This is a genomic window from Companilactobacillus sp. RD055328, assembly GCF_022835675.1.
Lineage (GTDB): Bacteria > Bacillota > Bacilli > Lactobacillales > Lactobacillaceae > BQUT01.
Genome location: NZ_BQUT01000005.1, coordinates 509503 through 534755, shown reverse-complemented (window position 1 = coordinate 534755; position 25253 = coordinate 509503). Strand labels below are relative to the sequence as shown.

Genomic DNA, 25253 nt, shown 5'->3' with positions numbered 1-25253 from the left:
CAGATTCTATTATTGCTAATTAGGCCTTCGATTTTCGGTACTTAACTGGAGATTGATGGCCTAATTTTGTAAATATCCTTTTGTTATTCCAAAAGTTAATGTAGTTTTCTACTGTTTCAATTATAATATCCTTGGAACTACTTAGTTCCATTTGGTGATAGAACGTTTCAGACTTTAGTGATGAATGAAACGATTCTATAGGGGCATTATCACAAGGAGTTCCTTTATGGGACATACTTCTGGTAATGCTTTTTTTGCGCACTAAATCAAAGAATTTCTTTGATGTGAATACAGCTCCCTGATCACTATGAAGTATTGTTGTTTCTGTTAGCTTTGGTAATTGATTTAATGTATCCACAGCCAATGTAACATCTTGTCTGTCAGATATCTTATAAGCTACAATTTCTGAATTATAAGTATCCAATATTGAACATAGATATAAGTTACTACTTCCAAAAGGAAGATAGGTTATATCTGTTGTAAGTTTTTGTAATGGCCTATTAGTAATCCAATCTCGATCAATGATATTATCAACCACTTTATAAGGATTTCCTGGTTTATTAAATCTTTTCTGTTTAAATTGACAACCCCAGTTATGTTTATTCATAATTCTTTGTACTTTACTTATACTGCAATACATTTCTTTATTTAATAACGCATGAATCTTTCTATATCCATATAAAAAATGATTCTCAACACATAATTGATGTATTCTCAATTCTTGTTCTGTATAAGTTACTGCTTCTTCTAAGTGTTTTAGATGACGATAATAAGTGGTTCTTGATACTCCTAAAATTTCACATATGCGAACAACTGTAATATGTGTGCTTAGTTCTTTGATTAATCTAATAGTTGATTTATTTACCACAACCTTTCCGCAATCAAATATTTTTTTACAACTTCAAGTTCTTCTTTCATCTGGGTTATTTGTAACTCAGATTGCTTACTTTGAGGTAAGTCCTTAATACCTTTATGGTATTTATATTGTTTTCCAGCAGGTTGATTTAAACGATAGTATTCATTATTTCTTAGCCAATTTCTCCAAGTATAGATTAAACCATCACTCTTCAATCCTAAATGTTCACATATTTTTCTGCCGCTCATACCTGTATTAAGAAGACGAATAGCTTCAAGTTTTGTTTCGTAAGAATATTGATTATTAGTCAAAATAAAAACACCTCCGATTTCATTTTATCGAAAGTGCTTTTATTTATCTGTTTCATATTATAGCTTCAGTTCCAATTAGCTGTCTTTTTTTGTGCCGCAAATATTATTATAGGCTATTTTTATTTTGCTCTTTTTATTGAATGATTGCTTCCTGTGCTTGTCACCTAGAAAGCCAAATTGATCGAAAAGTTCTATCAAAAGAATAATTAGTTGAATATTCTTATCACCATTAATTTGAATAGAAATATGTGGACCATTCTTAAGTAAAACTGAAGATGTAGTGGCCACTTTTTTAGTACCTTTGCGGATAGAAAAATTAAAACTCTTAGTGTTACCGCCAACTAAGATACGTGGCTTTGGAATATATATGAAATTACTAGCGAAATAAGATAATACTAAAAAATGACCAGATATTTCTTGAGGTATATTAAATTCATATGTATCTAGGACTTTACTGCTCTTACTTATTCTTCCAACTTCATTACGATTTAGATCCAATAAAGTGAGAACATGGTCGGTCTTATGAATGAAATAAACTGGTTTATAGCTACTGTCGTATACAATTTTAGTTGCTTTATCACTAAACTCTAAGAAAAATTCCATAACTTTAACCTTTAGTCAGTTAAATCATTGATTGCTTTCTTTATAATTTTTGCTACACCGTCATTGATATTAGTATCAGTTTCAACATCAGCTATTTCCTTAATTTCAGAAATAGCATTTTTCATTGCTACGCCAGTTCCTGCCATCTCAATCATTGAGAAGTCGTTAAGGTTGTCACCTATAGCCATTACTTCATCAGGTTGGTAACCATGTTTTTTAGCATAGTCCATAAGGGCAAAACCTTTTTGGGCGTTGTAATCATTTATTTCGATATTGTTGGAAGAAGAAGATGTAATGATAAGTTTTTCTTCTTCACTTAAATGAGTAACTAGATCAGCAAGATATTCACGACCATTTGAACTAAAAGCAATTATTTTTAGAATTTCATATTCAGAATTATCTAGAAGTTGATCATAAGAATCAATGTATTGTGTTGACATTACTTTCAGTTTTTCTTCTGAAACTTTAACAGCTTCATCATGTGTTAAATCAGGATTAAGTTGAATCATGATATCAACGAAACCATTTAGGCGGCTTTCATAACTGTTTGAAAAAACACCTTTATTGGTAGTTATTTCATAATATATATCGTTATTATCAAGAATTGTAGTTACTTTACTTGCAGTATTAGAAGTAATTGGGAAACTTTCAACTACATTGGCATCTGTATCAAAAATTTCAGCTCCGTTTAGAGTAATTAATCCAGATTTAATATTAGCTTGTTCAAAAAAAGGTTTAGCTTCTTTGATGCTACGACCAGTAGCTACTAAAAATTCAATTCCAGCTTCTTGAGCGGCTTTTATTGCCTTGGCATTTTGCTCAGAAACTTCCATTTTGTCATTCAAAAGTGTTCCGTCCATGTCAGATGCTATTAATTTAATCAAAAAAAATCCTCCAAATGCGTTATTGTATATATAGAGAATTCTAACATAGATATCAAACTGGGTGGTGAAGCGATGCATAAAATAATTAATAATGACTGGCAAGATGTTTTGCAGTCAGAATTTGATAAACCTTACTATTCACAGCTACACGAGTTCTTAAAAGAAGAATATTCAACACAAAAAATTCATCCTGATATGGAAAATATTTTTCAAGCTTATCAGTGGACTTCTTTCAGTGATACCAAAGTTGTGATTTTAGGTCAGGATCCATATCATGGCGAAAATCAAGCCATCGGACTGAGTTTTTCTGTAGCTCCGGAATGCAAACTTCCACCATCTTTAAAGAATATATATAAAGAATTAGATAATGATTTAGGATATCCCCCAGTAGAACATGGATACTTAAAAAGTTGGGCTGATCAAGGAGTATTAATGTTAAACACTGTTTTAACCGTCCGAGAACATCAACCTAATTCTCATCGTGGACATGGTTGGGAGCAACTAACTGATGCTACAATTAGCAAATTATCAGATCGTGGACATGTGATTTTTGTATTGTGGGGTAATTCTGCCAAAGAAAAAATTTCTATAATTGATGAAAATAAGAATAAGATTATCACTTCAACCCATCCGAGTCCTTTTTCAGCACATAGAGGATTTCTAGGGTCAAAACCTTTTTCCAAAATCAATGAATTACTGGTAGAATACAATATGAAAACGGTTAATTGGAAATTACCTAACAAAATATAATTGGAGGCTTATTATGGACTTGTTTGAATCTTTGAAAACAAAAATCACTGGGAAGAATTTAAGAATTGTTCTACCTGAAGGTGATGATCCAAGAATTATGGAAGCTGCTGCTAGACTTCATCAAGAAGGTACAGTAGTTCCAGTATTATTAGGAAATAAAGAACAAATTGTTACAGAAGCTGCAAAAATAAATTTTGATTTAGCTGATATCGAAATTATAAATCCTGATACATATGCTGATTTTGACAAAATGGTTGATGCCTTTGTTGAACGTCGTAAAGGTAAGAATACAGCTGAACAAGCTCAAACAATGTTGAAAGACCCTAACTATTTTGGAACAATGTTAGTTCATATGGACATTGTCGATGGTCTTGTTTCTGGTGCGGCTCACCCAACTGGTGATACTGTGCGTCCAGCTCTACAAATAATTAAAACTAAACCAGGAGTATCAAGAACTGCTGGATCATTTATTATGCAAAAAGGTGAGGAACGTTACTTATTCACTGACTGTGCAATTAATATTAATCCGAATGCACAAGAATTAGCTGAAATTGCCGTAGAAGCTGCCAATACTGCTAAGATTTTTGATATTGATGAAAAAGTTGCAATGCTAAGTTTTTCAACTAAAGGATCAGCTAAATCAGAAGAAGTTGATAAAGTTGCACAAGCAACTAAGATAGCTCATGAATTAGCCCCTGATTTAGAAATCGATGGTGAATTACAGTTTGATGCTGCAATTTCTCCGGTGGTAGCAAAGACTAAGGTACCTGATTCAAAAATAGCTGGTAATGCTAAGATATTCGTGTTCCCAGATCTAGAAGCTGGAAATATTGGCTATAAGATTGCTCAAAGAATGGGTGGATACGAAGCTATTGGACCTGTTCTACAAGGTATGAATAAACCAATATCTGACTTATCACGTGGAGCTGACGCTGAAGATGTTTACAAAGTTTCTATTTTGACAGCTGCACAAACATTGATTTAATATATAAGTATGAAAATTAAAGTAAACAGTTCAGAAGAAATAATAAAATTAGGTGAACAACTCGCAACATCTCTACAAGCTGGGGATGTTGTTTTGCTTGATGGCGAATTAGGTGCAGGAAAAACTACGTTAACCAAAGGAATTGCCAAAGAATTGGGTATTGAAAAAAACATCAAAAGTCCTACTTTTACTTTAGTAAGAGAATACTTAGATGGACGTATTCCTTTGTATCATATGGATATGTATCGTTTAGAATATTCAGATCCATTTGAAGTGGGTGTTGATGAATATTTAAGTAGTTCCGGAATTTCAGTGATTGAATGGTCAGAATTCATAAGCGAATTACTACCCAATGAATATTTGAAATTAACAATTGTAAAGACCGGTGATACGTCTAGAGTGGTTGAGCTGACTGCGCATGGAAAACGTTATCAAAATATTATGGACACAGTAGGTCAAAAATGAGTGATGAATTAATAATACGAGAAGCAATTCCTGATGATGCTAATGACCTTATTGAGTTTTATAAAATGATTCAAGGGTATTCATATGTAGAAACGACGGATATACCAAATGATATTGAGGGATTTAAACATAATCTATCCATGATTTTTGAATCGCCTTTGCATAGCATTATATTGGCATTAAATGATAATGAAATAATTGGCTTTAGTAATGTTGATAATGGAGAATTAGGAATTGTTGTAAATCAAGATTTCTGGCATTTTGGTGTTGGAACTGAATTGATGTTTGATACAGTTGATTGGTTTGTTAATAATTCTGAATTACCTGAATTAAAATTAGAAGTTTATCAAGAAAATATTCCTGCTATTGGTTTATATAAGAAGTTTGGATTTGAATCTGTTAAAGAGACCGATAAGACAATAATAATGAACAAAAAAAGATGATTAAGTTAGCTTAATCATCTTTTTTATTTGGTCGTAGCCAAAATCGTTTTCAGTTTTTAAGAGAATTTCTGCACAGGCAACACTATCATATAAAGCGTTGTGATGTTGTCTCAAATCAATGTTTAACATATCAGATACAGTGTTCAACTTGTGATTAGGAAAGTCCGGATAAAAAGCTTTACTTGTGCGTACAGTATCAATAGTTAAATAATGAGGCACAGTTATCTGATAATTATTCAGTGCTGCTTTCAATACACTGTTATCAAATGAGGCATTATGAGCAGCCACTAGATGATTAGCATCAAATAGTGGGTAGATATGCGTCCAAACTTCATCAAAAGTAGGAGCTAGTCTAACATCCTCTGGATGAATACCGTGTACTTGAATATTACGATGTTCAAATTGATCTTGCGGGTTGATAAGAGAATAAAAACTGTCCACTATCTTGTTATCACGCACCATGACCAAAGCAATAGAGCAAGCGCTTGAGCGATAACGATTGGCAGTTTCAAAATCCATTGAGATAAAATCCATAAATACTCCTTAACTTAACGCTTCTTTCAAACGTTTCAAACCTAGTTCAACGTTTTCACGTTGTGTTGCAATATTCATTCGAATGAATAATTTATGAGGATCAGTGAGGCCAAATTCAGATGAGGTTTCAACACCTAATCCAGCATCATCTAAATGTTTTAAAAGTTGTTCTTCACTAATGTTTAAATATGATACATCTATCCAGACTAAATAGGTAGCCTCTAAGTTAGCGACTTTGGCCTTAGGTAATTCAGTGTGAATAAAATTATCCGCAAAATTATAATTACTCTCGATATATTTAATAACCGACTTTAGCCAAGAGTCACCAAAACTATATGCTGAAATTATAGCAGGAGTTGCGAAACTGTTTAATAGTTCGGGGTTAAAACTTTCGTCACGAATTTTTTTCATTTTTTCAAGTAGTTCTAAATTCTCGGAAATATAATAAGCTGATTGAATTCCTGCTAAGTTAAATGTTTTAGAAACAGACTTAAAAGTAATAATATGATCAGCATATTGCTTAAAAATTTTAGCTAGAGGCTGATAATTATAGCCTGGCATAATTAAGTCACTATGAATATCATCTGAGAGAATCCAGACATCATGCTTTTCGCAAATCTTAGCTAAGCTTATTAATTCATTCTCACTCCATACGCGACCAGTTGGATTGTGAGGATTGCAGAGAATGAAAGCTTTTACGTTATTATCAACGATTTTTTGTTCGAAATCATCTAAGTCTAATTCATAACCATATTCATTTTGAATCAATGGATTATTAATTAGTTTGCGATGAGTATCATCTAAAAGAGTTTTAAAATGACCATAATATGGTGACTGCAAGATAATAGCGTCGTTTTCAGCAGTTGTAGCTTTAATTGCAAATGATAAAGCTGGAATTACACCGGATGAGAATCCTAATTGTTCAAAAGATATATCCCATTCATTGCGACGTTTGATCCATAGCCTAACTGATTTTAATAATTCTTTATTCCAAGTTGGTGGAAGTGAATATCCGAATATTTCATTAGTCGCAGTATTTTTTAGACTTTCGATAACTTCTTTTGGAGAAGCAAAATCCATGTCGGCTACCCACATAGGCAAGATATCAGGATTTTTATATCTATCTTGAGCGCCGGACCATTTCACAGAGTTAGTATTGTGACGATCAATTTTTGAATCGAAATCATACATAATTTCGTACCTCTTTAAGATTTTTTCTTATTCAACATGAGTTTACCACATCATTAATAAATAGTACGTAACTAGTGTTCGTATAGATTTCAGAATGCATATATGAATAATTATATGTTAAAATTGATATAAAACTTACGTAGATTAGGGGCATTACTTTGACTGATTTTGATATTTCATCTATTAAAATTTTAAAAAACGAACCATTAAGTAAATATACTTTTACTGAAACAGGGGGACCAGCTGACATGCTAGGATTCCCTGAAAATAGAAGCGAATTAATCAATTTAGTAAATTATTGTCACGCTAAAAATCTATCAATTACTATTATAGGTAATGCCAGTAACTTGATTATAAAAGATGGCGGAATACGTGACATGGTAATAATTCTGCCTAAATTTAACAAAATTGAAGTATCAAAAAACACTGTTATTGCAGAAGCTGGAGCTACAATTATTGATACAACAAAAGTGGCCAGTGAGAATAGTTTGTCAGGACTTGAATTTGCTGCGGGGATCCCAGGGTCTGTTGGTGGAGCTGTATTCATGAATGCGGGTGCATATGGTGGAGAAGTTTCTGAATGTTTACAATCAGCTGAAGTCTTAATGCCAAGCGGTGAAATCGTTACATTTAGTAATAAGGATATGAATTTCAGTTACCGTATGAGTGCTATTCAATCAAACGGTGGAATTGTAATTAGTGCAACTTTTGACCTCAAGCCTGGAGATCATAATGAAATCCAAGCCAAGATGGATGAGTTAAACGAAATCCGCCGTGCTAAACAACCGTTAGAATATCCTTCATGTGGGAGTGTTTTCAAGCGACCAACAGGCCATTTCACAGGTCCTTTAATTATTGATGCGGGGTTACAAGGCCATTGGGTAGGTGGTGCCCAAGTATCTGAAAAACATGCTGGGTTTATTGTTAATCGCAACCATACAGCAACAGCTACTGATTATCTGGAATTAATCAAACTTATACAAAAAACAATTAAAGAAAAATTTGATGTTGAACTTGAAACAGAAGTACGAATAATCGGTGAAGACAAATAAAACATAAGGGGGGGTGATTAGATGGCAATTATAGAAATAATTCTGCTACTGGTCACTCTTGTAGTTATTTCAAATGTGCTTTCTCATTATATTGTGGCGATTCCTGGGAGTTTAATCCAAATAACATTAGGAATCGTTATAGCGTTATTGTTCAAAATTAAAATCGAAGTAACAACGGACTGGTTTATGTTGTTATTTATTGCACCTATTCTCTTTTTTGATGGTAGTAGATTTCCTAAAAAAGAATTATGGGCAATGAAAAAACCGATAATCGCTAACTCGATTTTTTTGGTGATACTTTCAACTATTTTAGTAGGAATGATTATTCATTGGTTAGTTCCTAATATGCCACTAGCAACAAGTTTTGCTTTAGCCGGAATATTAGCACCAACTGATCCTATTGCTGTACAATCAATTTCTAAAAAAGCTAAGCTGCCTAGTAACTTGATGCACCTAGTCAGCGGCGAGAGTCTTATTAATGATGCTTCTGGACTAATTTGTTTCAAATATGGAGTAGCAGCAACTGTATCTGGCTATTTCTCATTAAAAGATGCATCAATTGAGTTCTTTTATATTGCCATAGTTGGAGCAATAATTGGCTTGATTTTAATGTGGTTAATTGATGTTTTAGAATTATTTATTTATCAACAAGGAATTGATGATATTACATTACATACAATTCTTCGTGTAGTTACTCCGTTTTTAATATACTTTATTGCTGAAGAACTCTTCCATGCCTCAGGCGTTGTAGCCGTTGTTGTAGCGGGAGTGTTAAAAGTAGGAACTAATAACAAGAAGTTTTCTGTTTATTCTTCTGAATTACAAGTCGTGGTTACTAAAACTTGGGATTTAGTAGTTTATTTATTGAACGGTGTAGTTTTTATAATATTAGGAATAGAACTTCCACAAGCTATGCGAAGTATTGTAATTTCTGATCATAGTACGATGCTTGCTATTGGCTATGCGGTAGTAGTATGGCTATCTATTTTAGCAGTACGTACTTTGTGGTCTTATGTGTATGATTTATTCTCACGTAAAACACGTGCAAGTTTTCAAAAAGCAATTTTGTCTGGATTATCAGGAGTTCGTGGAGCTGTTACAATGATTGGTGTGCTTTCAATTCCATTGGTGATTGATTCTGGAGAGCCTTTCCCACGTCGAACGATGGTGCTATTCATTGCTAGTGGCGTAATTATTTTGAGTTTATTAGCAGCCACTATTTTAATTCCTCTAATAGCTAACAATACAACACCACTTCATTATCGTGGTAGTGCATTAGAAGAAGATGAAAATGAAGAAAATTGTGACTATATAACACAAGAAGATGCTGAAATTTATATTACTAAGGTGGCTATTCAATATCTTGAAAGTCATCGTCGTGTAGAGAATCAACAAGTCGTCTTAGACTTGATTTCTGAATATGAGAAACAGTTAGCTGCCTATGAAATAAGTAGGCAATCTTTGAGTACTTCTAGTTTTGTACCCGAATTATTAAAACAAAGTATTGTCTTGCATACAGTTACGTTAAAAGCAGAGATGCAGACTTTACAAGATTTACATGAACAAAAAGAAATCAGTGATGAAATTTTTGAGTATGAAAAAGATAAATTAGAACATATTTTACATAGATTGAATGAAACGTTAGATTACCAATCGGTAAGTTTATTAACGTTGATAACTAATTCTTGGCGTATCAATTATCGTAAGTTAAAACGATACTTGGGATTAGAATCTAAAAAACATCGTGAGTTAATGCACGATGCTCAAGATTATGAACGTATTTTGGCTAAGAGTGCGATTAAAGAATTATCAAAATATCTAAAAGAAACTGACGCTGAATACAGTCAAAATGTTATCTATCAGGTAGTCACTTCGTATCGTCGACGGATTGAAAAACTTAAACATGCTGATGAAAAACGCTCAGAAGACTACGAAGAACAATTAACAATATTAAGAACGTCCGTGTTAGCAGAGCAACGTGTAAGTATTCAGGATCTATTTGAACAAGGAAGACTATCTCGTAAGACTGCTTCTAATATCAGGACTAAAATTAACTATACGGAAAATTCGATGAATATTGAATTAGAGGAATAAGATGGCACTTTTGGAAATGAAGAATATCACCAAAATTTTTGATGATAATGTAGTTTTGAATAACATTGATATAGAGATTGAAAAAGGGAAATTCTATTCAATTTTAGGACCTTCTGGATCAGGGAAAACGACAATTTTGCGCCTGATGGCGGGATTTATGGAGCCAAGTTCAGGTAAAATAATTTTCGAAGGAAAAAATATCAGTCAACTTCCTGCTAACAAACGTAATATGAATACAGTATTTCAAAACTATTCACTTTTCCCACATTTAAACGTTTATGAAAATGTTGCCTTTGGCCTAACACTAAAAAAAATAAATGAAAAAATTATTACTCAGAAGGTAAAAGAAGCTCTAAAGCTTGTGCAATTAAGTAGTTTTGAAGGACGTATGATTGATGAACTTTCTGGTGGACAACAACAGCGTGTGGCAATTGCTAGAGCTATTGTTAATGAACCAGAGATTCTATTGTTAGATGAATCATTGTCGGCATTAGATATGAAATTACGTAAACAGATGCAATATGAATTGCGCCAATTACAACAGAACTTGGGAATTACCTTTATTTTTGTTACACATGATCAAGAAGAAGCGTTAGCTATGAGTGATGAAATTATTGTTGTTAATGATGGAATAATCCAACAAAGTGGAACTCCTATCGATATATATGATGAACCTGTTAATCATTTTGTGGCTAATTTTATTGGTGAGAGTAATATTGTCGATGGCAAGATGATTGCTGATTATCAAGTTGAATTTGTTGGTAAGCAGTTTGAGTGTGCTGATGCTGGGATTCCAATGAATGAAAAAGTTGAGATAGTAGTTCGCCCCGAAGACTTAGATATCACTACTAAAGAAAAAGGGAAACTGGTCGTAAATGTTGATAGTCAATCATTTCGTGGCGATTATTTTGAGATCGTTGCCCATGACGAAGACGGAAATATGTGGTTAATACATTCGACAAATCCCGCAAAAGAAGAAACCGGGATTGGTCTTTTTTTTGAACCGGAAGATATCCATGTAATGCGTTTAAATGAGACCGAAGAAGAATTTGATGCTCGTTTAGAAAGCTATGACGAGGACTAATTAATGAAAAACAAATTAGTTTATTTACCTTACTTTTTCTGGATGGCAATGTTTGTCATTATTCCAATTATTTTAATCTTTGTGCAATCTATTAATGTAGCACCAGGCCAAAACATCTTTCATAATTATGTTACTTATTTTTCATCAAGCGTTTATTTAAAGATGACACTCAATTCTTTTATTTTTGCATTTATTATTACCTTTTTTTGTTTGTTAATTAGTTATCCGGCAGCTTATTTCATTGCTAATTCAAAATATGATTCTTTTTTGATTCTATTAATAATATTGCCAACGTGGATTAACTTGTTATTAAAGGCATATGCTTTTATTGGTATTTTTAGTCATGATGGTTCGGTTAATAGTTTTTTAGGTTTGCTAGGTATTGCGCCAAAGCAACTTTTATTTACTAATTTTAGTTTTATTTTTGTCGCCACATATATTGAAATTCCGTTTATGATTTTACCTATTTATAATTCGATAAAAGCATTAGATAAAACTTTTATACGTGCTAGTGAGGATCTAGGTGCTACAAAAATTCAGACTTTTACTAAAGTGATTTTGCCATTAACGATGAATGGTGTGCGTACAGGTATTCAAACAGTATTTATCCCTTCACTATCGTTATTCATGCTAACAAGGCTGATAGGTGGTAATCGTGTTATTACACTTGGAACCGCCATTGAAGAGCATTTCTTAACTACTATGAATTGGGGCATGGGATCCACTGTCGGAGTGATTTTGGTCATTATTATGGTATTGATTATTTGGATTACTTCAAAGCCAAGAAAACGCAAGGTAGGTGTTAATATTGATGAATAAAATAATCTCTAGAGTTTATTTAATATTTTTACTAGTCATATTATATTTGCCAATTTTTTATTTAATTTTATTTGCGTTTAATGAAGGTGACAATATGGGAGCCTTTCAAGGCTTTTCTTTGGGTCACTTCCGTGATCTGTTTTCAGATACAAGAATGATTAGTATCGTGATTAATACAATGTTAATTGCTATTTTGTCATCCTTAATAGCTACAATTATTGGATTATTTGGGGCGTTATTCATTGATAGACTTAAATCTAAGAGAGCTGCTAACATTTACTTATCATTAAATGATGTCTTATTAGTATCGCCAGATGTAATTATTGGTTCAAGCTTTTTGATTTTATTTACTGTTTTAGGTTTTAGTTTAGGTTTTATGTCGGTGTTATTGAGTCATATTGCTTTTAGTATTCCGATTGTAGTATTAATGATTCTTCCACGACTACAAGAAATGAATAAATCAATGATTGATGCGGCTCAAGATTTAGGAGCCACAAGAATACAAGCGTTTAATAAAGTTGTTTTACCATTTCTATTGCCAAGTATTCTAACGGGATTTTTCATGGCATTCACATACTCATTAGATGACTTTGCGGTAACTTTTTTTGTAACAGGTAATGGGTTTGAGACTCTTTCTGTGGAAGTTTATTCACAGGCTCGACAAGGAGTGAATCTTGAAATTAATGCCTTGTCAGCTTTGATTTTTGGTTTTTCATTGATAATGATTATCATCTATTACTTGCTAACTGTCCGTAATAAAAAGTCAGTACGCGTTGGTAAAGGGAGGATAATTTAGTGAAAAAAATCCTTATTTACATTGCCATACTATTAGGAATAAGCGGTGGTTTATTTTATATAGATAAGAAAATTAATGAGCCGGCTAAAATTAAAGGCAACAAAAGTCTGATAATTTATAATTGGGGAGATTACCTCGATCCTAAACTGATAAAAAAATTTGAACATGAGTATAATTACAAAGTTGTTTATGAAACTTTTGACAGTAATGAAGCAATGTTTTCAAAAGTTAAACAAGGTGGAACTTCCTATGATATAGCAATTCCAAGTGATTATATGATTCAAAAAATGAAATCAGAACACTTACTGAAGAAATTAGATAAGAAAAAAATTACTGGGCTTTCAAATATCGGAGAATCGTTTTTGAATAAGTCATTTGATAAGAATAATCAATATTCTGTTCCGTATTTTTGGGGAACCTTAGGAATTGTTTATGATAAAAGACTACCTGCACAAGATATTCCAGATGATTGGAGAGATCTTTGGAATCCAGACTTCAAAAAGAAGATCCTATTAGTAGACTCAGCTCGAGACATTATGGGGATGTCGTTGATTGATTTAGGGTTCTCTGTTAATACTAAAAATGATCAAGAACTAGAAGATGCTAAGAAAAATCTTGATGAGTTAGCACCAAATGTAAAAGCAATTGTCGCTGATGAAATTAAGATGTATATGGCTGACAACGAGGCACCAATTGCGGTTACTTGGTCGGGAGAAGCTTCCGAAATTATGAATCAAAATAATTATATGAATTACATAGTTCCTGATAAAGGTAGTAATATGTGGTTTGATAATATTGTTATACCAAAGACAAGTAAGAATACAAAAGGAGCGTATGATTTTATCAACTTTATGTTGAAACCAAAAAATGCAGCACAAAATGCTAACTATATTGGTTACGCAACTCCTAACAATCAAGCTAAAAAATATATTAATAAGAAACAAATAGATAACCCGGAATTATATCCATCTGAAGATAAACTACAACACTTGCAGGTATATAAAGAATTAAATCAGGAATACATTGAGAAATATAATGATCTTTTCTTAGAGTTTAAGATGATATCTAAGTAATCAAATATCTAATAATTTGGTATAATGTTGGTTATAGATTAGGAGAAAGTCGCATGACAGTACTAAATTATGACATTTTCACATGGTCGACGGTAACTAACTTAATAGATGTTTTAGTCGTCTGGTTTGTTTTATATAAATTATTAATGTTAATTAAAGGCACAAAAGCTATCCAATTGCTTAAGGGTATTTTTGTGATTTTAATTATCAAAGGATTCAGTTGGTTATTAAATTTACACACTGTTTCTTATTTAATGGATCAAGTATTAAGCTGGGCCATAATTGCTAGTATTGTTATTTTTCAACCTGAAATTAGAAGAGGGTTGGAACATATTGGTCGTGCAAGTATTTTTGATGTTGGAAACAATGAAGATATTAATGAATCGGCAGAGAATCTTATTACTAGTTTAGATGATGCAATTCAATATATGTCTAAACGTAGAATTGGTGCATTAATTACTATCAAGATGAATACAGGGCTTGAGGAATATATTGAAACGGGTATTCCTTTGAACTCTGATGTAACTGGTGCACTATTAATCAACATTTTTATTCCTAATACACCACTTCATGATGGTGCTGTTATTATCCAAAATAACGAAGTGGCAGTTGCAGCAGCTTATTTACCATTATCTGAGAGCAACACCATTCCTAAGGAGCTTGGTACAAGACATCGAGCAGCTGTTGGGATCAGTGAAGTAACAGATGCTTTAACGATTGTTGTTTCAGAAGAAACCGGACAAGTTATGATTACTCGAAATGGTCAAATGATGAATGACTTGAGTCGTGAAGATTACTTGAAGTATTTGAATGCACAATTGAATGTTAAAAACGAAAAGCAAGGCCTCTTGTCATCAATATTTGGTAGAAATAAGCAAGGGGGTAAACGATAATGAAGAATATTTTTAATAATAAATATACATATTTATTGGTTTCGTTAGTTATTGCAATTTGGCTATTTATTAGCGTAAGTGCCCCCGGGTCATTATCTACTAGAGATGCAACTAGTAAACAAATTAGAGAGACTTCAACAAAAGTTGTAACTGTGAAAGATGTGGCGTTGCAACCGATTGTTGATAATGATAAGTACTTTGTTACTGGTTATCCATCGACAGTAGATGTTGAATTAACTGGAACAACATCATTAGTTGAAACAACACAAAAAACAAAGAATTTCCGTGTTTCTTTAGATTTAACAGGATTAGATATTGGTAAACACAAGGTTGAACTAAAAGTAACCGGATTAAACAAAGCGATAAAATATAAAGTTAAGCCTCAATATGTCAACGTTAATATTCAGCGCAAGGTTGAAAGAGTATTCCCAATCCAAATTGCATTTGATGAGAATGTAATAAAATCTGGATATAAGGTTGGTCGAGCAACAGCTAATCCTGATACAGTCAAAGTTTCAGGGGCTAAATCTGAAGTTAATAAAGTAGTACAAGTTGTTGCTAGTGTTGATATAGCAAAAGATGTTCGTTCGGATGTTGATAAAGAAGCATTATTACAAGCGTTAGATAAAGATGGTAAAATAGTTAACGTCGTACTTGATCCACAAACCACACATGTTACAATTCCAATTACTGTTCCAAGTAAAAAAGTAACGTTAAAAACTAAACAAACCGGTACGGCTCTAGAAGGGTATGAGTACAGTTTAAAGCTATCAACTAATAGTGCTGTTGTTTATGGTGATGAAGATACAATCGAATCACTGAGTGAATTAGAAATTCCGGTAGATATTACAGATATCAAAGAAACAACAACAAAGAAAATCACATTAGCAAAGGTTTTTGAAAAACAAATTTGGGAAGCTAGTCCAAAAACGGTTGAAGTTACAATTACTGTTACTAAAAATAGTGACTCAGATACAACCACAGACGAAACTGGAAATTCAACAACTACAGATAATACGTAAATAACTAAATAATTGTTAACTCGAAAGAAGAGGTAAAATTAATAATGGGTAAATATTTTGGTACTGATGGAGTACGTGGCGTAGCAAATAATGGGTTAAAACCTGAACTGGCTTTTAAACTAGGTCGTGCTGGGGGCTTTGTATTAACTAAACATTCTGATAAGAAGCAACCTAGAGTATTAGTTGCACGAGATACTAGAATTTCTGGTGAAATGTTGCAATACTCGTTGATTTCAGGATTGCTATCTGTGGGAATTGAAGTACTTGATTTAGATGTTGTTACTACACCATCGGTTGCTTATTTGGTTAAACAACAAAATGCTGATGCAGGAATTATGATTTCTGCTTCTCATAACCCTGCACAAGATAACGGAATTAAATTCTTTGGTTCAGATGGATATAAGTTAGCTGATGAAACTGAATTAGAAATCGAAAAATATCTTGATGCAACTGCTGATGATCTTCCAAGACCATCAGCAGTCGGTTTAGGTACTGTTGAAGATTATCCAGAAGGAGCTTTGAAGTATATAGAATTCTTAAAGCAAACTGTACCTAGTGATTTATCAGGTATTACCTTAGTTGCTGATACAGCTAATGGTTCAACAAGTAAATTAGCTGGAAATCTATTTGCAGATCTAGATGTTGAGTTTAGTGTTATCGCTAATAAGCCGGATGGATTGAATATCAATGACGGTGTTGGCTCTACACATCCAGATTACTTAGCTAAAGAAGTTGTTGAAAAAGGTGCACAATTAGGATTGGCATTTGATGGTGATGGTGATCGTTGTATTGCTATTGATGAGAACGGTGAAATTGTTGATGGTGACAAGATTATGTATATCTTGGGAAATCATTTCAAAGAAAATGGTACCCTTAAACAAGATACGATTGTTACAACTGTTATGAGTAATATAGGATTATATAAAGCTATTGAAGCAGCAGGCATGACATCAGTACAAACAGATGTTGGTGATCGCCATGTTGTAGAAGAAATTAGAAAAAATGGTTATAACTTAGGTGGAGAACAATCAGGACATATTGTCTTGTTTGAATATCATAATACCGGTGATGGACTATTAACTGGAATTCAGTTGATGAATGTAATGAAACAAACTGGCAAGTCCTTGTCAGAATTAGCTGCGCCGGTTAAAACATATCCTCAAAAATTAGTGAATATTCCAGTAACAGATAAAAAAGGCTGGGAAAAGCATGAAAAAATAACTGATGCGATTAAATTAGCTGAAACTAAAATGGCTGGAGATGGTCGTATCTTGGTTAGACCTAGTGGAACAGAAGAGTTGCTTCGAGTTATGGTTGAAGCAGCAACTGAAGACAAAGTTAATGAATATTGTGATTCAATAGCTGATGTAGTTAGAGATGAAATTGGTAAATAAAGTTTTTCCAAAAAGGAGTTGATTTTAAAATCAACTCCTTTTTATTTTGTATATACCAATTATGTGGATTTTTATTTAAATTTAAATATTTATTGACAATAAAGGTTTATAAATATACAATTTCCTTTGTTCTTTAAAAAAATATTTGGTATTAATTAAACTATACCAATTCAAGAGGTTATATATATGTGTGGAATTGTCGGTGTTGTTGGGAAGCTAAATACAAAAGAAATTTTGATTAATGGATTACAAAAATTAGAATATCGTGGCTATGATTCAGCTGGTATTTATGTAAATGATGGGCAAAATGGAAGTCTAGTTAAAGAAACAGGGAAAATTAAAGACTTAGAAAAAATTATTACAGATAATATTTCTGGTGAAATAGGTATTGGTCATACACGTTGGGCCACTCATGGTAAACCAACAGTTGAAAATGCTCATCCACAGTTTTCTGAAGATGAAAGATTCTACTTAGTTCATAATGGTGTAATAACAAATTATGATGAATTAAAAAGCACTTATTTATCAGATGTTAAGTTCGTAAGTCAAACAGATACAGAAGTTGCTGTGCAATTAGTTTCATATTTTTCAAAACAAGGTATGAACACAACTGATGCATTCAAGAAAATGGTTAGTTTAGTTGAAGGATCTTTTGCATTTGGATTGATAGATAGCCAAGATGCAGATAGAATTTTTGTTGCTAAGAATAAGAGCCCTCTACTAGTTGGTATTGGTGATGGATTCAATGTTATTTGTTCTGACGCAATGGCTATGATTGATCAAACGAACCAATTTTTAGAATTGATGGATGGCGAAATTGTTGTTTTAGAAAAGAATGTTTATCACATTTTTGATAAAGATAATAAAGAAATCTCTAGAAATTCTTATACGGTGGATTTAGATCCTAATGACATTTCTAAAGGAACTTATCCTCATTACATGCTTAAAGAAGTTGATGAACAACCAGCCGTAATGAGAAAAATCAGTGAACATTATTTATCTGATGGAATTAATGTAGATGCAGATTTAGTTAAAACTGTTTCAGAATCAGATCGTATCTATATTGTCGCAGCAGGAACAAGTTATCATGCTGGACTAGTTGGAAAAGAAATATTAGAGAACTTAACTGATATTCCTGTAGATGTTGAAGTGGCCAGTGAATTCGGTTATCACATACCTAAGTTATCTAAGAAACCTTTCTTCATCTTCTTGACTCAAAGTGGTGAAACAGCAGATAGCCGTCAAGTACTAGTTCAAGTGAATGAACTAGAATTACCTAGTTTAACAATCACGAATGTTAAAGATTCAACTCTTTGGCGAGAATCTACTTATCAAATGGAATTACTTGCTGGTCCAGAAATTGCCGTTGCTTCAACAAAAGCTTATACAGCGCAAATTGCTATTCAAGCAGTATTGGCTAAGGTGGTAGGAACTCTACTTAATAATGAACAAGCGTTGAATTTAGACTTGAAAGAAGAACTTTCATTAGCCGCAAACGGAATGCAAACAATTATTGATGAAAAAGATATGTTGAAATCGTTAACACATGACTTCTTTGAAAATCAAGATCATGCATTTTATATTGGTCGTGGTGTTGATTATGCTGTATCAATTGAATCAGCATTGAAATTAAAAGAAATATCTTATATTCATACTGAAGGTTTTGCTGCTGGTGAATTAAAGCACGGAACTATTTCTCTTATTGAAGAGCAAACACCTGTAGTTGCTTTCATTAATGATCCTAATACTGCTGAACATACTCGTGGCAATATTAAAGAAGTTCAAGCTCGTGGAGCTAATGTATTGGTTATTGCTAATGAAAAATTTGCTTATAGCGATGATCAAATAATTCTTAGCTCAATAAATGAATTATTAGAGCCGTTAATAAGTGTTGTACCTGCACAATTATTAGCTTATTATGCTAGTTTAGAACGTGGAAATGATGTAGATCAACCTCGTAACTTGGCTAAAAGTGTAACAGTAGAATAAATAAAAAAGCATTCGAAAGAATGCTTTTTTGATATCATTAAGAAGTGAGGTGGATTATGCCAAGAAAAATCGAAAAAATTGCGTGGATTATTTTCTTTATGATGATTATTATTCTTTTTGTTAGTTCATCAATGACTTATAAGCAACAAACAATTGTACCGTTACTTAATGAAAAAGTTCCTCAAAAGCCAGTGGATTCAGTATTGAATAATGTTCAAGTTACTTATGGTGGAATTGATGAATCTATCCAAGGAGTTGGATATTCAGGATTAATTGAATTTATTATAAGAAAGATAGCTCATTTTGGTAGTTATTTCATATTAGGGGCATCGTTATGGATAGCATCTTATAGATACGTAAATAAAAAAAACTTATTGTTCATGTTTACGTGGCTAACAACTACGGGATTAGCAGCGTTTGATGAGTTTCATCAATGGTTTGCTGCAGGAAGATCTCCTTTAGTATCAGATGTTATGTTAGATAGTTGTGGTGCATTAGTTGGTATTTTATTAACTATGTTGCTTTTTAAATTGATATTTAAGCAAAAAAAGCTGGTTAACAATAGCTCTTCTTTGATATAATAAATTAGGTTTTTAATTACTTAAAGAAAGAAGGACGCAAGGATGTCAGGACATTCAAAATGGCACAATATACAAGGTCGTAAAAACGCCCAAGATGCAAAACGTGGAAAGATTTTCCAAAAGATTTCTCGTGAATTATTCATGGCTGCAAAAGGTGGTGATCCTGACCCTGCGAACAACGCCAATCTTCGTATGGTAATGGATAAAGCTCGTGCTGCTAATATGCCTAAAGATAATATCAAGCGCGCTATTGATAAAGCTGTTGGTGGGTCTGCTGATAACTATGAAGAAATCACATATGAAGGATATGCACCTGGTGGGGTTGCTGTCCTAATTGAAACACTTACAGATAACAAAAATAGAACTGCTTCAACAGTTCGTGTTGCCGTAACAAGAAATGGTGGAAGCATGGGAGCTGCTGGTTCAGTTGCTTATATGTTTGATCGTAAAGGTTATATCGCTATTGATCGTACAACAACTGATGCTGATGAAGACCAAATGCTAGAAGATGTTATGGAAGCTGGTGGTGATGATCTACAAACTGCTGACGAAGTCTTTGAAATTTACACAGATGCTAAAGATTTCACTTCTGTACGTGATGCTTTAGAAGCTAAAGGTTATGAGCTTGCTAATGCTGAATTAACAATGATTCCGCAAAATACAACTCCTGTTCCTGAAGATAAGAAAGAACAATTCCAACATATGATTGAGCAACTAGAAGACGATGATGATGTTTCAAATGTCTATACAGCTGCTGAAGAATAAAAAAGATAATAAATAAAAAAAGAACTTCTTAGGAAGTTCTTTTTTTATTTTGCGTAATTAATAATAAGGACGGAGGTGAATTATGACAGTTAGCAAACATATTGAAGAATTATTAGGTATAGCATGTAAAAAACAAGCTTCAGATATCTTTATAATTCCATATAAAAATGATTTTCAAATCAGTTTTAAAGTCAGAGAAGGGAGAATTGATTATGAACTAATAAATGATGAATCTGGTAATCAATTGATTAATTTTTTTAAGTTTCAAGGCGGGATGGATATTAGTGAACATCGGCGACCACAAATAGGTTCGACTAAATATTTAATTAATAAGGAAGAAATTAATTTACGTTTATCTTCAGTTGGTAATTATTTAGGGAAAGAAATTTTAGTTATTAGATTAATTTATGTTGAAGCGAAAAATATTGAGTTACCTGAAAATTTTAATAAGTTCATCAATAAGAAAGGATTGATTTTGTTTAGTGGCCCTATGGGGTCTGGGAAAACTAGTTTTATGTATAGTTATGCTAAAAAAATATCAACTAATAAGCTAGTTATGTGTATAGAAGATCCTACCGAAATAATTGCTGACGATTTTGTTCAACTACAGATTAATGACGATGCCGGTATTGGTTACGAAGAATTGATTAAGTCTAGTCTGCGACAACGTCCAGATATATTAATTATTGGAGAAATACGTGATTCGAAAACCGCTAATTTAGCTGTTAAGGCGGCTTTGAGTGGTTATACAGTATTATCCACTATACATGCTAAGTCGAAGTATTCTGTTATTAGTCGTATGAAAGAGTTTAATGTAGATATGTTTTCATTGAAATCTTCACTAATAGCATCAGTCTATCAAAGACTAATTCCTACCAAGTCTAAAGATTTGATTTGCTTACAAGATATGTTAATTGATGATGAATTGACAACAAGTTTTGAACATGTGGAATGCCGAGAATTAAAAGATTGGGAAGATAAAATTAATACATTATATGAAGAAGGTGTGATTAATCAAAAAGTATTTGAAGAATTTATTCATGGATAGAAGACGAAGAATCACAGGTGGTGCTCAAATTGAAATAATATATTTGCTTGGAAAATTGTTGAATAATGGATTTTCATTAAATAATTCAATTCATTGTTTAGGCCTTAAGTACCCTAATTTGAGGTATGTATTTAACAAAATGACAACAAGCTTGAATATGGGATTATCTTTTAGCGGAAATATGAGATTACTAAACTTACCGGAAATGATGATTTCGCAATTGGAATTAGCCGAGAAGAACGGATTACTAAAGAAAGTTATTCTTCAACTAGGCGAGCTGATGGCAATTAAAAATAAACAAGTTAAAAAAATTAAATTACTAATGATGTATCCATTATTTATTTTTATGTTTTTGATTATGATAATTATTTTTATTAAAAGTTTTTTTACGTTTGATTATAAAAAATCGACATTAACTTTTTGGTTAGAATTTTCTGATTGGTTTATTATCGTTGCCATTGTTAGCAGTATCATTTATCTTTTATTTCAATTTATCATTATTAGAAAATCAAATGAGTATACAAAAGTTATAAGAAAAATTCGATTACCAATAATTGGTGAGATTTATCGAAGCTATTATGAATACAATTTATTATTTAGCATTGGATTGATAATCAAAAGTGGAATGAAGATTTCTGATATATGCGAGATGAAATTTTCTAAGAAGTCATCATATTTTAGGATTCAAAAACGATTAATTCATCATCTGAAACTTGGTGGAAACATCGCGGATTTCATTAGATATAACGAATTAATGCCTAAGGAATTAGAAATTTTAACAGTTTCAGGTCTAAATCATAGTGATTTAGGATCCGAGGTATTAGCTCTTGCGGAAATTAAATATGATGAGACCTTAGAAAAGGTACAAAAGATAATAACTAAAATTCAACCGATTGTTTTTGGTATAATCGCGATTCTAATTTTAAACACTTATTTAAAAATATTAGTTCCAGTATATGGAATGATGGAAGGGATGTACTAATGAAAAAAATAAAACACAAAGGTTTCACATTAATAGAAATGGTTTTTGTTATCTTCATTATTACGCTTTTGTTATTGATTGTAATTCCTAATTTAGCTAGTCAAAAAGAACATGCTACTAACAAAACTGATGAAGCTTTTATAACAACGCTTCAAGGGCAAGTTGATTTATATGAAGGGGAAACGCCCACGTTAAAAGGCCTTGCAACAAGTCATTACATTTCAGATAAACAACTGAAACATGCGGAAGAAAAAGGGATAACTATTCATGATGGAATCGTTGAGAAAGGAAAATAAAGCATTCACATTACTCGAGATGGTTATTGCGCTTGTAATCATTACAATGTTTTTATTGATTCCTCTAAGTAGTTACAACAAAATTGAGAATAATCTTCAAAAAGTAATATTTTTCAATGAGGTTAAGACTGCTTGGAGTTATTCATTAATTCAGTCAAAAATTCATCATGATAATGTTCGTTTTAAATTTGATGCTAGTAATCAACTGATTATCTACGATCAAATCGGAAGCAATGATAAGAAAAAAATGTCACTTCCTAAAGGAATTCATTTGGAAACGACCAGATCTGTTGTTATTGATAGAGACGGAACAGTCAGGCCATTCACTATTGCTTTTTATGACACTGATACCCAAAAGTTGATTAAATATAAAATCCAAATGGAATGGGGTGAAATTATTGAAAGTTAATCGTGGTTTTGTTGTTGTGGAAGCTCTCGTTGGATTATCCATTTCAATAACCAGTTGTCTTGTATTAGTGATGTCTTTTCAAAATATGAATTCTTTTCTAATTCATCAGCGAGATTCAATGAATGCTGATTTAGCATTTATAAAATTAACTAAGACTCAAAAAGGTACAATTGTTATAGATGACAGTAAGTATCAACTGAAAAAAATAGGCTCTAAAAATTACATATTAAACTCAAGTAAGGGAACGAAATTTATAATTGATAAGAAATAGTCGAGGATTTATTTTATATGAAGTGATTTTATATTTGTTATTAAGCACCGTATGTTTCTCAGTGATTTGTAATGAAATATTTTTTACCAATCGATTAATTAGACAAGAAAATCTAACACTAATTAAGTGGCACACTTCAATGTTAAAATTGGATTATTTATTAGCTGGAGCAAAAATAAAAGAGTGTAAGAATGATAAGTTAATGTTAGTATCTGGTCCAAACTATACACAACCTAATAAGGATTATGTATTAGAACAATATAAAGGTATGATTCGTGTGAAAGGAGTTAAAGGTGGACATATGCCATTACTTAACGATGTAAAACAAATAGAAATGAATTATCATGATAATATTTTCCAGATGAAAGCACGATTAAAATATAGAAGGACATATGAATATGTTAATAAAATATAAGACTAGAAAGGCATCTGTATTATTAATTTCTATTATAGCTTTGCAGTTGACAACTACATGTTTATTGATAAAAGTTACATCCTTTCAAAATGAAGTAAAAGTTAATAGAGAATTAGATAATTATTACCAAAAAGAAATAAATTCTATCTTATATAATTGAACTTAGTTTGCTTGTAATAGTACTTCTTTATCTGTAAACTTAATTAACAGACTAATTGAGGTAAACTATGGCAGAAGAAAAGATAGAAGAATTATTTAAGCAAATTATAGAAACGACCACGATTTTACAAGAGGCTTTAAAAACCAGTAATCATGATGCTTTAGCTGAAAATATGCATGATTTATTAGTTGGCGAAGTTTTTGTGGAGAATAATGCACCAGATCAACAAACGGTTGAAGAATTAGAAAGTAAATATAAGAATATTAACCTAAGTGGTTTTAGCATTAAGGAATTACTTGATGTGATGCAATTAGCTATCCTAAAAGCTGAAAAAGATGATGCAACTGAAGTAAATAAATTGATGACACCAGGTTCTGTAGCTATGATTGTGAGTCTAATAATGCATGAGTTGATTGCTATTACAGATGAAGATAGCTTAAGCATAATTGATCCAACAGTTGGAGCTGGTAATTTATTGTTGCAGGTTATTAATAATATTAAAGCAACAAATGAAATGAAAATTTCTGGAATTGGTATTGATAATGATGATTCACTATTAAGTGTGACTGATTCATATTCACAATTATTAGATATTAATCTTGATTTATATCATCAAGATTCAGTAGCGCTTTGGCCCATATCAGAAGCTGATTTTGTTATAGCTGACTTGCCTGTTGGGTATTATCCAATTGAAGAAGATTTGGAGCGTTTTGAGACTAAAGCAAGTGAGGGCAAATCGTTTGCACATCATTTGTTGATTGAGAATTCAATGGAACATCTAAAAAATGGTGGATTTGGTATATTTGTAGTTCCAAGCGAAATATTTAAAACTAATCAGTCACAAACCCTAGCCAAATGGATGACTTCAAATGTATACTTACAGGGAGTCCTTAGTTTCCCAAATGATATGTTTCATTCAAAAGAAGCACAAAAATCACTCGTGATTTTGCAAAAACATGGTGATGATGCTAAACAAGTAGACAATGTCTTGATGGGCGAAATTCCTTCATTAAAAGATATGCGTTTATTTAAAAATTTTGAAGCGGAAATTAATAGCTGGACAAATTCAAATTTTAATAAGGAGTAGG

29 protein-coding genes are annotated in these 25253 nt (G+C 32.2%); 23 read left to right on the top strand and 6 right to left on the bottom strand.

Annotated features, from left to right (window positions below):
* Positions 1–19: 19 nt before the first annotated feature.
* From RD055328_RS04900 to RD055328_RS04885, 4 genes are all read right to left on the bottom strand, one after another.
* Positions 20–868, bottom strand: coding sequence for an IS3 family transposase (locus RD055328_RS04900; protein ID WP_244087685.1), 849 nt, complete (start codon positions 866–868; stop codon positions 20–22).
* Positions 862–1167: a transposase gene (locus RD055328_RS04895; protein ID WP_244087684.1), complete on the bottom strand. Its 306-nt coding sequence runs from the start codon at positions 1165–1167 to the stop codon at positions 862–864. Before RD055328_RS04895 ends, RD055328_RS04900 begins: the two co-directional genes overlap by 7 nt.
* Before the next feature lie 75 nt (positions 1168–1242).
* Complete coding sequence (locus tag RD055328_RS04890; RefSeq protein WP_244087683.1) at positions 1243–1770, bottom strand: hypothetical protein; 528 nt, start codon at positions 1768–1770, stop codon at positions 1243–1245.
* 11 nt (positions 1771–1781) lie between these two features.
* Positions 1782–2654, bottom strand: a complete 873-nt coding sequence (locus RD055328_RS04885) for a Cof-type HAD-IIB family hydrolase (protein ID WP_244087682.1) — start codon at positions 2652–2654, stop codon at positions 1782–1784.
* 72 nt (positions 2655–2726) lie between these two features.
* Between RD055328_RS04885 and RD055328_RS04880 the strand changes: the two genes are divergently transcribed.
* Genes RD055328_RS04880 through RD055328_RS04865 form a run of 4 tightly spaced genes read left to right on the top strand, consistent with a single transcriptional unit; the run spans position 2727 to position 5297 of the window.
* On the top strand, positions 2727–3404 hold the full coding sequence (locus RD055328_RS04880; RefSeq protein WP_244087681.1) for a uracil-DNA glycosylase: 678 nt from the start codon (positions 2727–2729) through the stop codon (positions 3402–3404).
* A 13-nt stretch (positions 3405–3417) separates the two neighbouring features.
* Positions 3418–4389 (top strand): phosphate acetyltransferase, encoded by a 972-nt coding sequence (pta, locus tag RD055328_RS04875; RefSeq protein WP_244087680.1) that lies wholly within the window; start codon positions 3418–3420, stop codon positions 4387–4389.
* A gap of 9 nt (positions 4390–4398) precedes the next feature.
* Positions 4399–4854, top strand: a complete 456-nt coding sequence (gene tsaE, locus RD055328_RS04870) for a tRNA (adenosine(37)-N6)-threonylcarbamoyltransferase complex ATPase subunit type 1 TsaE (protein ID WP_244087679.1) — start codon at positions 4399–4401, stop codon at positions 4852–4854.
* On the top strand, positions 4851–5297 hold the full coding sequence (locus RD055328_RS04865) for a GNAT family N-acetyltransferase (RefSeq protein ID WP_244087678.1): 447 nt from the start codon (positions 4851–4853) through the stop codon (positions 5295–5297). Before tsaE ends, RD055328_RS04865 begins: the two co-directional genes overlap by 4 nt.
* On the opposite strand, the gene RD055328_RS04860 is transcribed toward RD055328_RS04865, so the two are convergent.
* A complete protein-coding gene (locus tag RD055328_RS04860) occupies positions 5298–5831 on the bottom strand; it encodes a 3'-5' exonuclease (RefSeq protein ID WP_244087677.1) in 534 nt (177 codons plus the stop codon). It lies immediately after the preceding gene.
* Positions 5832–5840: 9 nt separating this feature from the next.
* Positions 5841–7022 (bottom strand): MalY/PatB family protein, encoded by a 1182-nt coding sequence (locus tag RD055328_RS04855; RefSeq protein ID WP_244087676.1) that lies wholly within the window; start codon positions 7020–7022, stop codon positions 5841–5843.
* 158 nt (positions 7023–7180) lie between these two features.
* Here RD055328_RS04855 and murB point away from each other — a divergent pair, with 158 nt between their 5' ends.
* The 19 genes from murB to RD055328_RS04760 all read left to right on the top strand — a co-directional run bounded on the left by murB (position 7181) and on the right by RD055328_RS04760 (position 25252).
* Entirely contained in the window at positions 7181–8074 is an 894-nt protein-coding gene (gene murB / locus RD055328_RS04850; RefSeq protein ID WP_244087675.1) for a UDP-N-acetylmuramate dehydrogenase, read from the top strand.
* A 21-nt stretch (positions 8075–8095) separates the two neighbouring features.
* Entirely contained in the window at positions 8096–10168 is a 2073-nt protein-coding gene (locus RD055328_RS04845; protein ID WP_244087674.1) for a sodium:proton antiporter, read from the top strand.
* 1 nt (position 10169) lies between these two features.
* A complete protein-coding gene (locus RD055328_RS04840; protein ID WP_244087673.1) occupies positions 10170–11252 on the top strand; it encodes an ABC transporter ATP-binding protein in 1083 nt (360 codons plus the stop codon).
* Positions 11253–11255: 3 nt separating this feature from the next.
* Positions 11256–12071 carry an ABC transporter permease gene (locus tag RD055328_RS04835; RefSeq protein WP_244087672.1) on the top strand — a complete coding sequence of 272 codons (816 nt, stop codon included), beginning with the start codon at positions 11256–11258 and terminating at the stop codon, positions 12069–12071.
* Entirely contained in the window at positions 12064–12867 is an 804-nt protein-coding gene (locus tag RD055328_RS04830; RefSeq protein ID WP_244087671.1) for an ABC transporter permease, read from the top strand. The genes RD055328_RS04835 and RD055328_RS04830 overlap by 8 nt, the downstream gene beginning before the upstream one ends.
* Entirely contained in the window at positions 12867–13940 is a 1074-nt protein-coding gene (locus RD055328_RS04825) for a PotD/PotF family extracellular solute-binding protein (RefSeq protein ID WP_244087670.1), read from the top strand. The genes RD055328_RS04830 and RD055328_RS04825 overlap by 1 nt, the downstream gene beginning before the upstream one ends.
* Before the next feature lie 53 nt (positions 13941–13993).
* Entirely contained in the window at positions 13994–14833 is an 840-nt protein-coding gene (cdaA, locus tag RD055328_RS04820; protein WP_244087669.1) for a diadenylate cyclase CdaA, read from the top strand.
* The gene (locus RD055328_RS04815) at positions 14833–15855 is read left to right on the top strand and encodes a YbbR-like domain-containing protein (protein WP_244087668.1); all 1023 of its coding nucleotides are present in this window, start codon (positions 14833–14835) and stop codon (positions 15853–15855) included. Before cdaA ends, RD055328_RS04815 begins: the two co-directional genes overlap by 1 nt.
* Positions 15856–15899: 44 nt before the next feature.
* Entirely contained in the window at positions 15900–17249 is a 1350-nt protein-coding gene (gene glmM / locus RD055328_RS04810; RefSeq protein WP_244087667.1) for a phosphoglucosamine mutase, read from the top strand.
* A gap of 186 nt (positions 17250–17435) precedes the next feature.
* The gene (gene glmS, locus RD055328_RS04805; protein WP_244087666.1) at positions 17436–19238 is read left to right on the top strand and encodes a glutamine--fructose-6-phosphate transaminase (isomerizing); all 1803 of its coding nucleotides are present in this window, start codon (positions 17436–17438) and stop codon (positions 19236–19238) included.
* A 56-nt stretch (positions 19239–19294) separates the two neighbouring features.
* Positions 19295–19819, top strand: coding sequence for a VanZ family protein (locus tag RD055328_RS04800; protein WP_244087665.1), 525 nt, complete (start codon positions 19295–19297; stop codon positions 19817–19819).
* Between the two features lie 42 nt (positions 19820–19861).
* The gene (locus RD055328_RS04795; RefSeq protein WP_244087664.1) at positions 19862–20584 is read left to right on the top strand and encodes a YebC/PmpR family DNA-binding transcriptional regulator; all 723 of its coding nucleotides are present in this window, start codon (positions 19862–19864) and stop codon (positions 20582–20584) included.
* 82 nt (positions 20585–20666) lie between these two features.
* On the top strand, positions 20667–21632 hold the full coding sequence (gene comGA, locus RD055328_RS04790; RefSeq protein WP_244087663.1) for a competence type IV pilus ATPase ComGA: 966 nt from the start codon (positions 20667–20669) through the stop codon (positions 21630–21632).
* Positions 21625–22614 carry a type II secretion system F family protein gene (locus RD055328_RS04785; RefSeq protein ID WP_244087662.1) on the top strand — a complete coding sequence of 330 codons (990 nt, stop codon included), beginning with the start codon at positions 21625–21627 and terminating at the stop codon, positions 22612–22614. The genes comGA and RD055328_RS04785 overlap by 8 nt, the downstream gene beginning before the upstream one ends.
* A complete protein-coding gene (gene comGC, locus RD055328_RS04780; RefSeq protein WP_244087661.1) occupies positions 22614–22910 on the top strand; it encodes a competence type IV pilus major pilin ComGC in 297 nt (98 codons plus the stop codon). The genes RD055328_RS04785 and comGC overlap by 1 nt, the downstream gene beginning before the upstream one ends.
* The gene (gene comGD, locus RD055328_RS04775; RefSeq protein WP_244087660.1) at positions 22894–23319 is read left to right on the top strand and encodes a competence type IV pilus minor pilin ComGD; all 426 of its coding nucleotides are present in this window, start codon (positions 22894–22896) and stop codon (positions 23317–23319) included. The genes comGC and comGD overlap by 17 nt, the downstream gene beginning before the upstream one ends.
* The gene (locus tag RD055328_RS04770; protein ID WP_244087659.1) at positions 23309–23590 is read left to right on the top strand and encodes a hypothetical protein; all 282 of its coding nucleotides are present in this window, start codon (positions 23309–23311) and stop codon (positions 23588–23590) included. Before comGD ends, RD055328_RS04770 begins: the two co-directional genes overlap by 11 nt.
* Before the next feature lie 22 nt (positions 23591–23612).
* Positions 23613–24005 carry a ComGF family competence protein gene (locus RD055328_RS04765; RefSeq protein ID WP_309295422.1) on the top strand — a complete coding sequence of 131 codons (393 nt, stop codon included), beginning with the start codon at positions 23613–23615 and terminating at the stop codon, positions 24003–24005.
* Positions 24006–24232: 227 nt separating this feature from the next.
* Positions 24233–25252: a class I SAM-dependent methyltransferase gene (locus RD055328_RS04760; RefSeq protein ID WP_244087657.1), complete on the top strand. Its 1020-nt coding sequence runs from the start codon at positions 24233–24235 to the stop codon at positions 25250–25252.
* The last annotated feature ends 1 nt before the right edge of the window (position 25253 follow it).

What these genes read in the sequence shown, in the direction of transcription:
- pta (WP_244087680.1), top strand. Translation starts at nt 3,418, where the DNA reads ATGGACTTGTTTGAATCTTTGAAAACAAAAATCACTGGGAAGAATTTA.
- RD055328_RS04890 (WP_244087683.1), bottom strand. Translation starts at nt 1,770, where the DNA reads ATGGAATTTTTCTTAGAGTTTAGTGATAAAGCAACTAAAATTGTATAC.
- tsaE (WP_244087679.1), top strand. Translation starts at nt 4,399, where the DNA reads ATGAAAATTAAAGTAAACAGTTCAGAAGAAATAATAAAATTAGGTGAA.
- RD055328_RS04835 (WP_244087672.1), top strand. Translation starts at nt 11,256, where the DNA reads ATGAAAAACAAATTAGTTTATTTACCTTACTTTTTCTGGATGGCAATG.
- RD055328_RS04815 (WP_244087668.1), top strand. Translation starts at nt 14,833, where the DNA reads ATGAAGAATATTTTTAATAATAAATATACATATTTATTGGTTTCGTTA.
- RD055328_RS04785 (WP_244087662.1), top strand. Translation starts at nt 21,625, where the DNA reads ATGGATAGAAGACGAAGAATCACAGGTGGTGCTCAAATTGAAATAATA.
- RD055328_RS04880 (WP_244087681.1), top strand. Translation starts at nt 2,727, where the DNA reads ATGCATAAAATAATTAATAATGACTGGCAAGATGTTTTGCAGTCAGAA.
- glmS (WP_244087666.1), top strand. Translation starts at nt 17,436, where the DNA reads ATGTGTGGAATTGTCGGTGTTGTTGGGAAGCTAAATACAAAAGAAATT.
- RD055328_RS04860 (WP_244087677.1), bottom strand. Translation starts at nt 5,831, where the DNA reads ATGGATTTTATCTCAATGGATTTTGAAACTGCCAATCGTTATCGCTCA.
- cdaA (WP_244087669.1), top strand. Translation starts at nt 13,994, where the DNA reads ATGACAGTACTAAATTATGACATTTTCACATGGTCGACGGTAACTAAC.
- comGC (WP_244087661.1), top strand. Translation starts at nt 22,614, where the DNA reads ATGAAAAAAATAAAACACAAAGGTTTCACATTAATAGAAATGGTTTTT.
- RD055328_RS04840 (WP_244087673.1), top strand. Translation starts at nt 10,170, where the DNA reads ATGGCACTTTTGGAAATGAAGAATATCACCAAAATTTTTGATGATAAT.
- glmM (WP_244087667.1), top strand. Translation starts at nt 15,900, where the DNA reads ATGGGTAAATATTTTGGTACTGATGGAGTACGTGGCGTAGCAAATAAT.
- RD055328_RS04855 (WP_244087676.1), bottom strand. Translation starts at nt 7,022, where the DNA reads ATGTATGATTTCGATTCAAAAATTGATCGTCACAATACTAACTCTGTG.
- comGA (WP_244087663.1), top strand. Translation starts at nt 20,667, where the DNA reads ATGACAGTTAGCAAACATATTGAAGAATTATTAGGTATAGCATGTAAA.
- RD055328_RS04795 (WP_244087664.1), top strand. Translation starts at nt 19,862, where the DNA reads ATGTCAGGACATTCAAAATGGCACAATATACAAGGTCGTAAAAACGCC.
- RD055328_RS04845 (WP_244087674.1), top strand. Translation starts at nt 8,096, where the DNA reads ATGGCAATTATAGAAATAATTCTGCTACTGGTCACTCTTGTAGTTATT.
- RD055328_RS04760 (WP_244087657.1), top strand. Translation starts at nt 24,233, where the DNA reads ATGGCAGAAGAAAAGATAGAAGAATTATTTAAGCAAATTATAGAAACG.
- RD055328_RS04865 (WP_244087678.1), top strand. Translation starts at nt 4,851, where the DNA reads ATGAGTGATGAATTAATAATACGAGAAGCAATTCCTGATGATGCTAAT.
- RD055328_RS04800 (WP_244087665.1), top strand. Translation starts at nt 19,295, where the DNA reads ATGCCAAGAAAAATCGAAAAAATTGCGTGGATTATTTTCTTTATGATG.
- RD055328_RS04830 (WP_244087671.1), top strand. Translation starts at nt 12,064, where the DNA reads ATGAATAAAATAATCTCTAGAGTTTATTTAATATTTTTACTAGTCATA.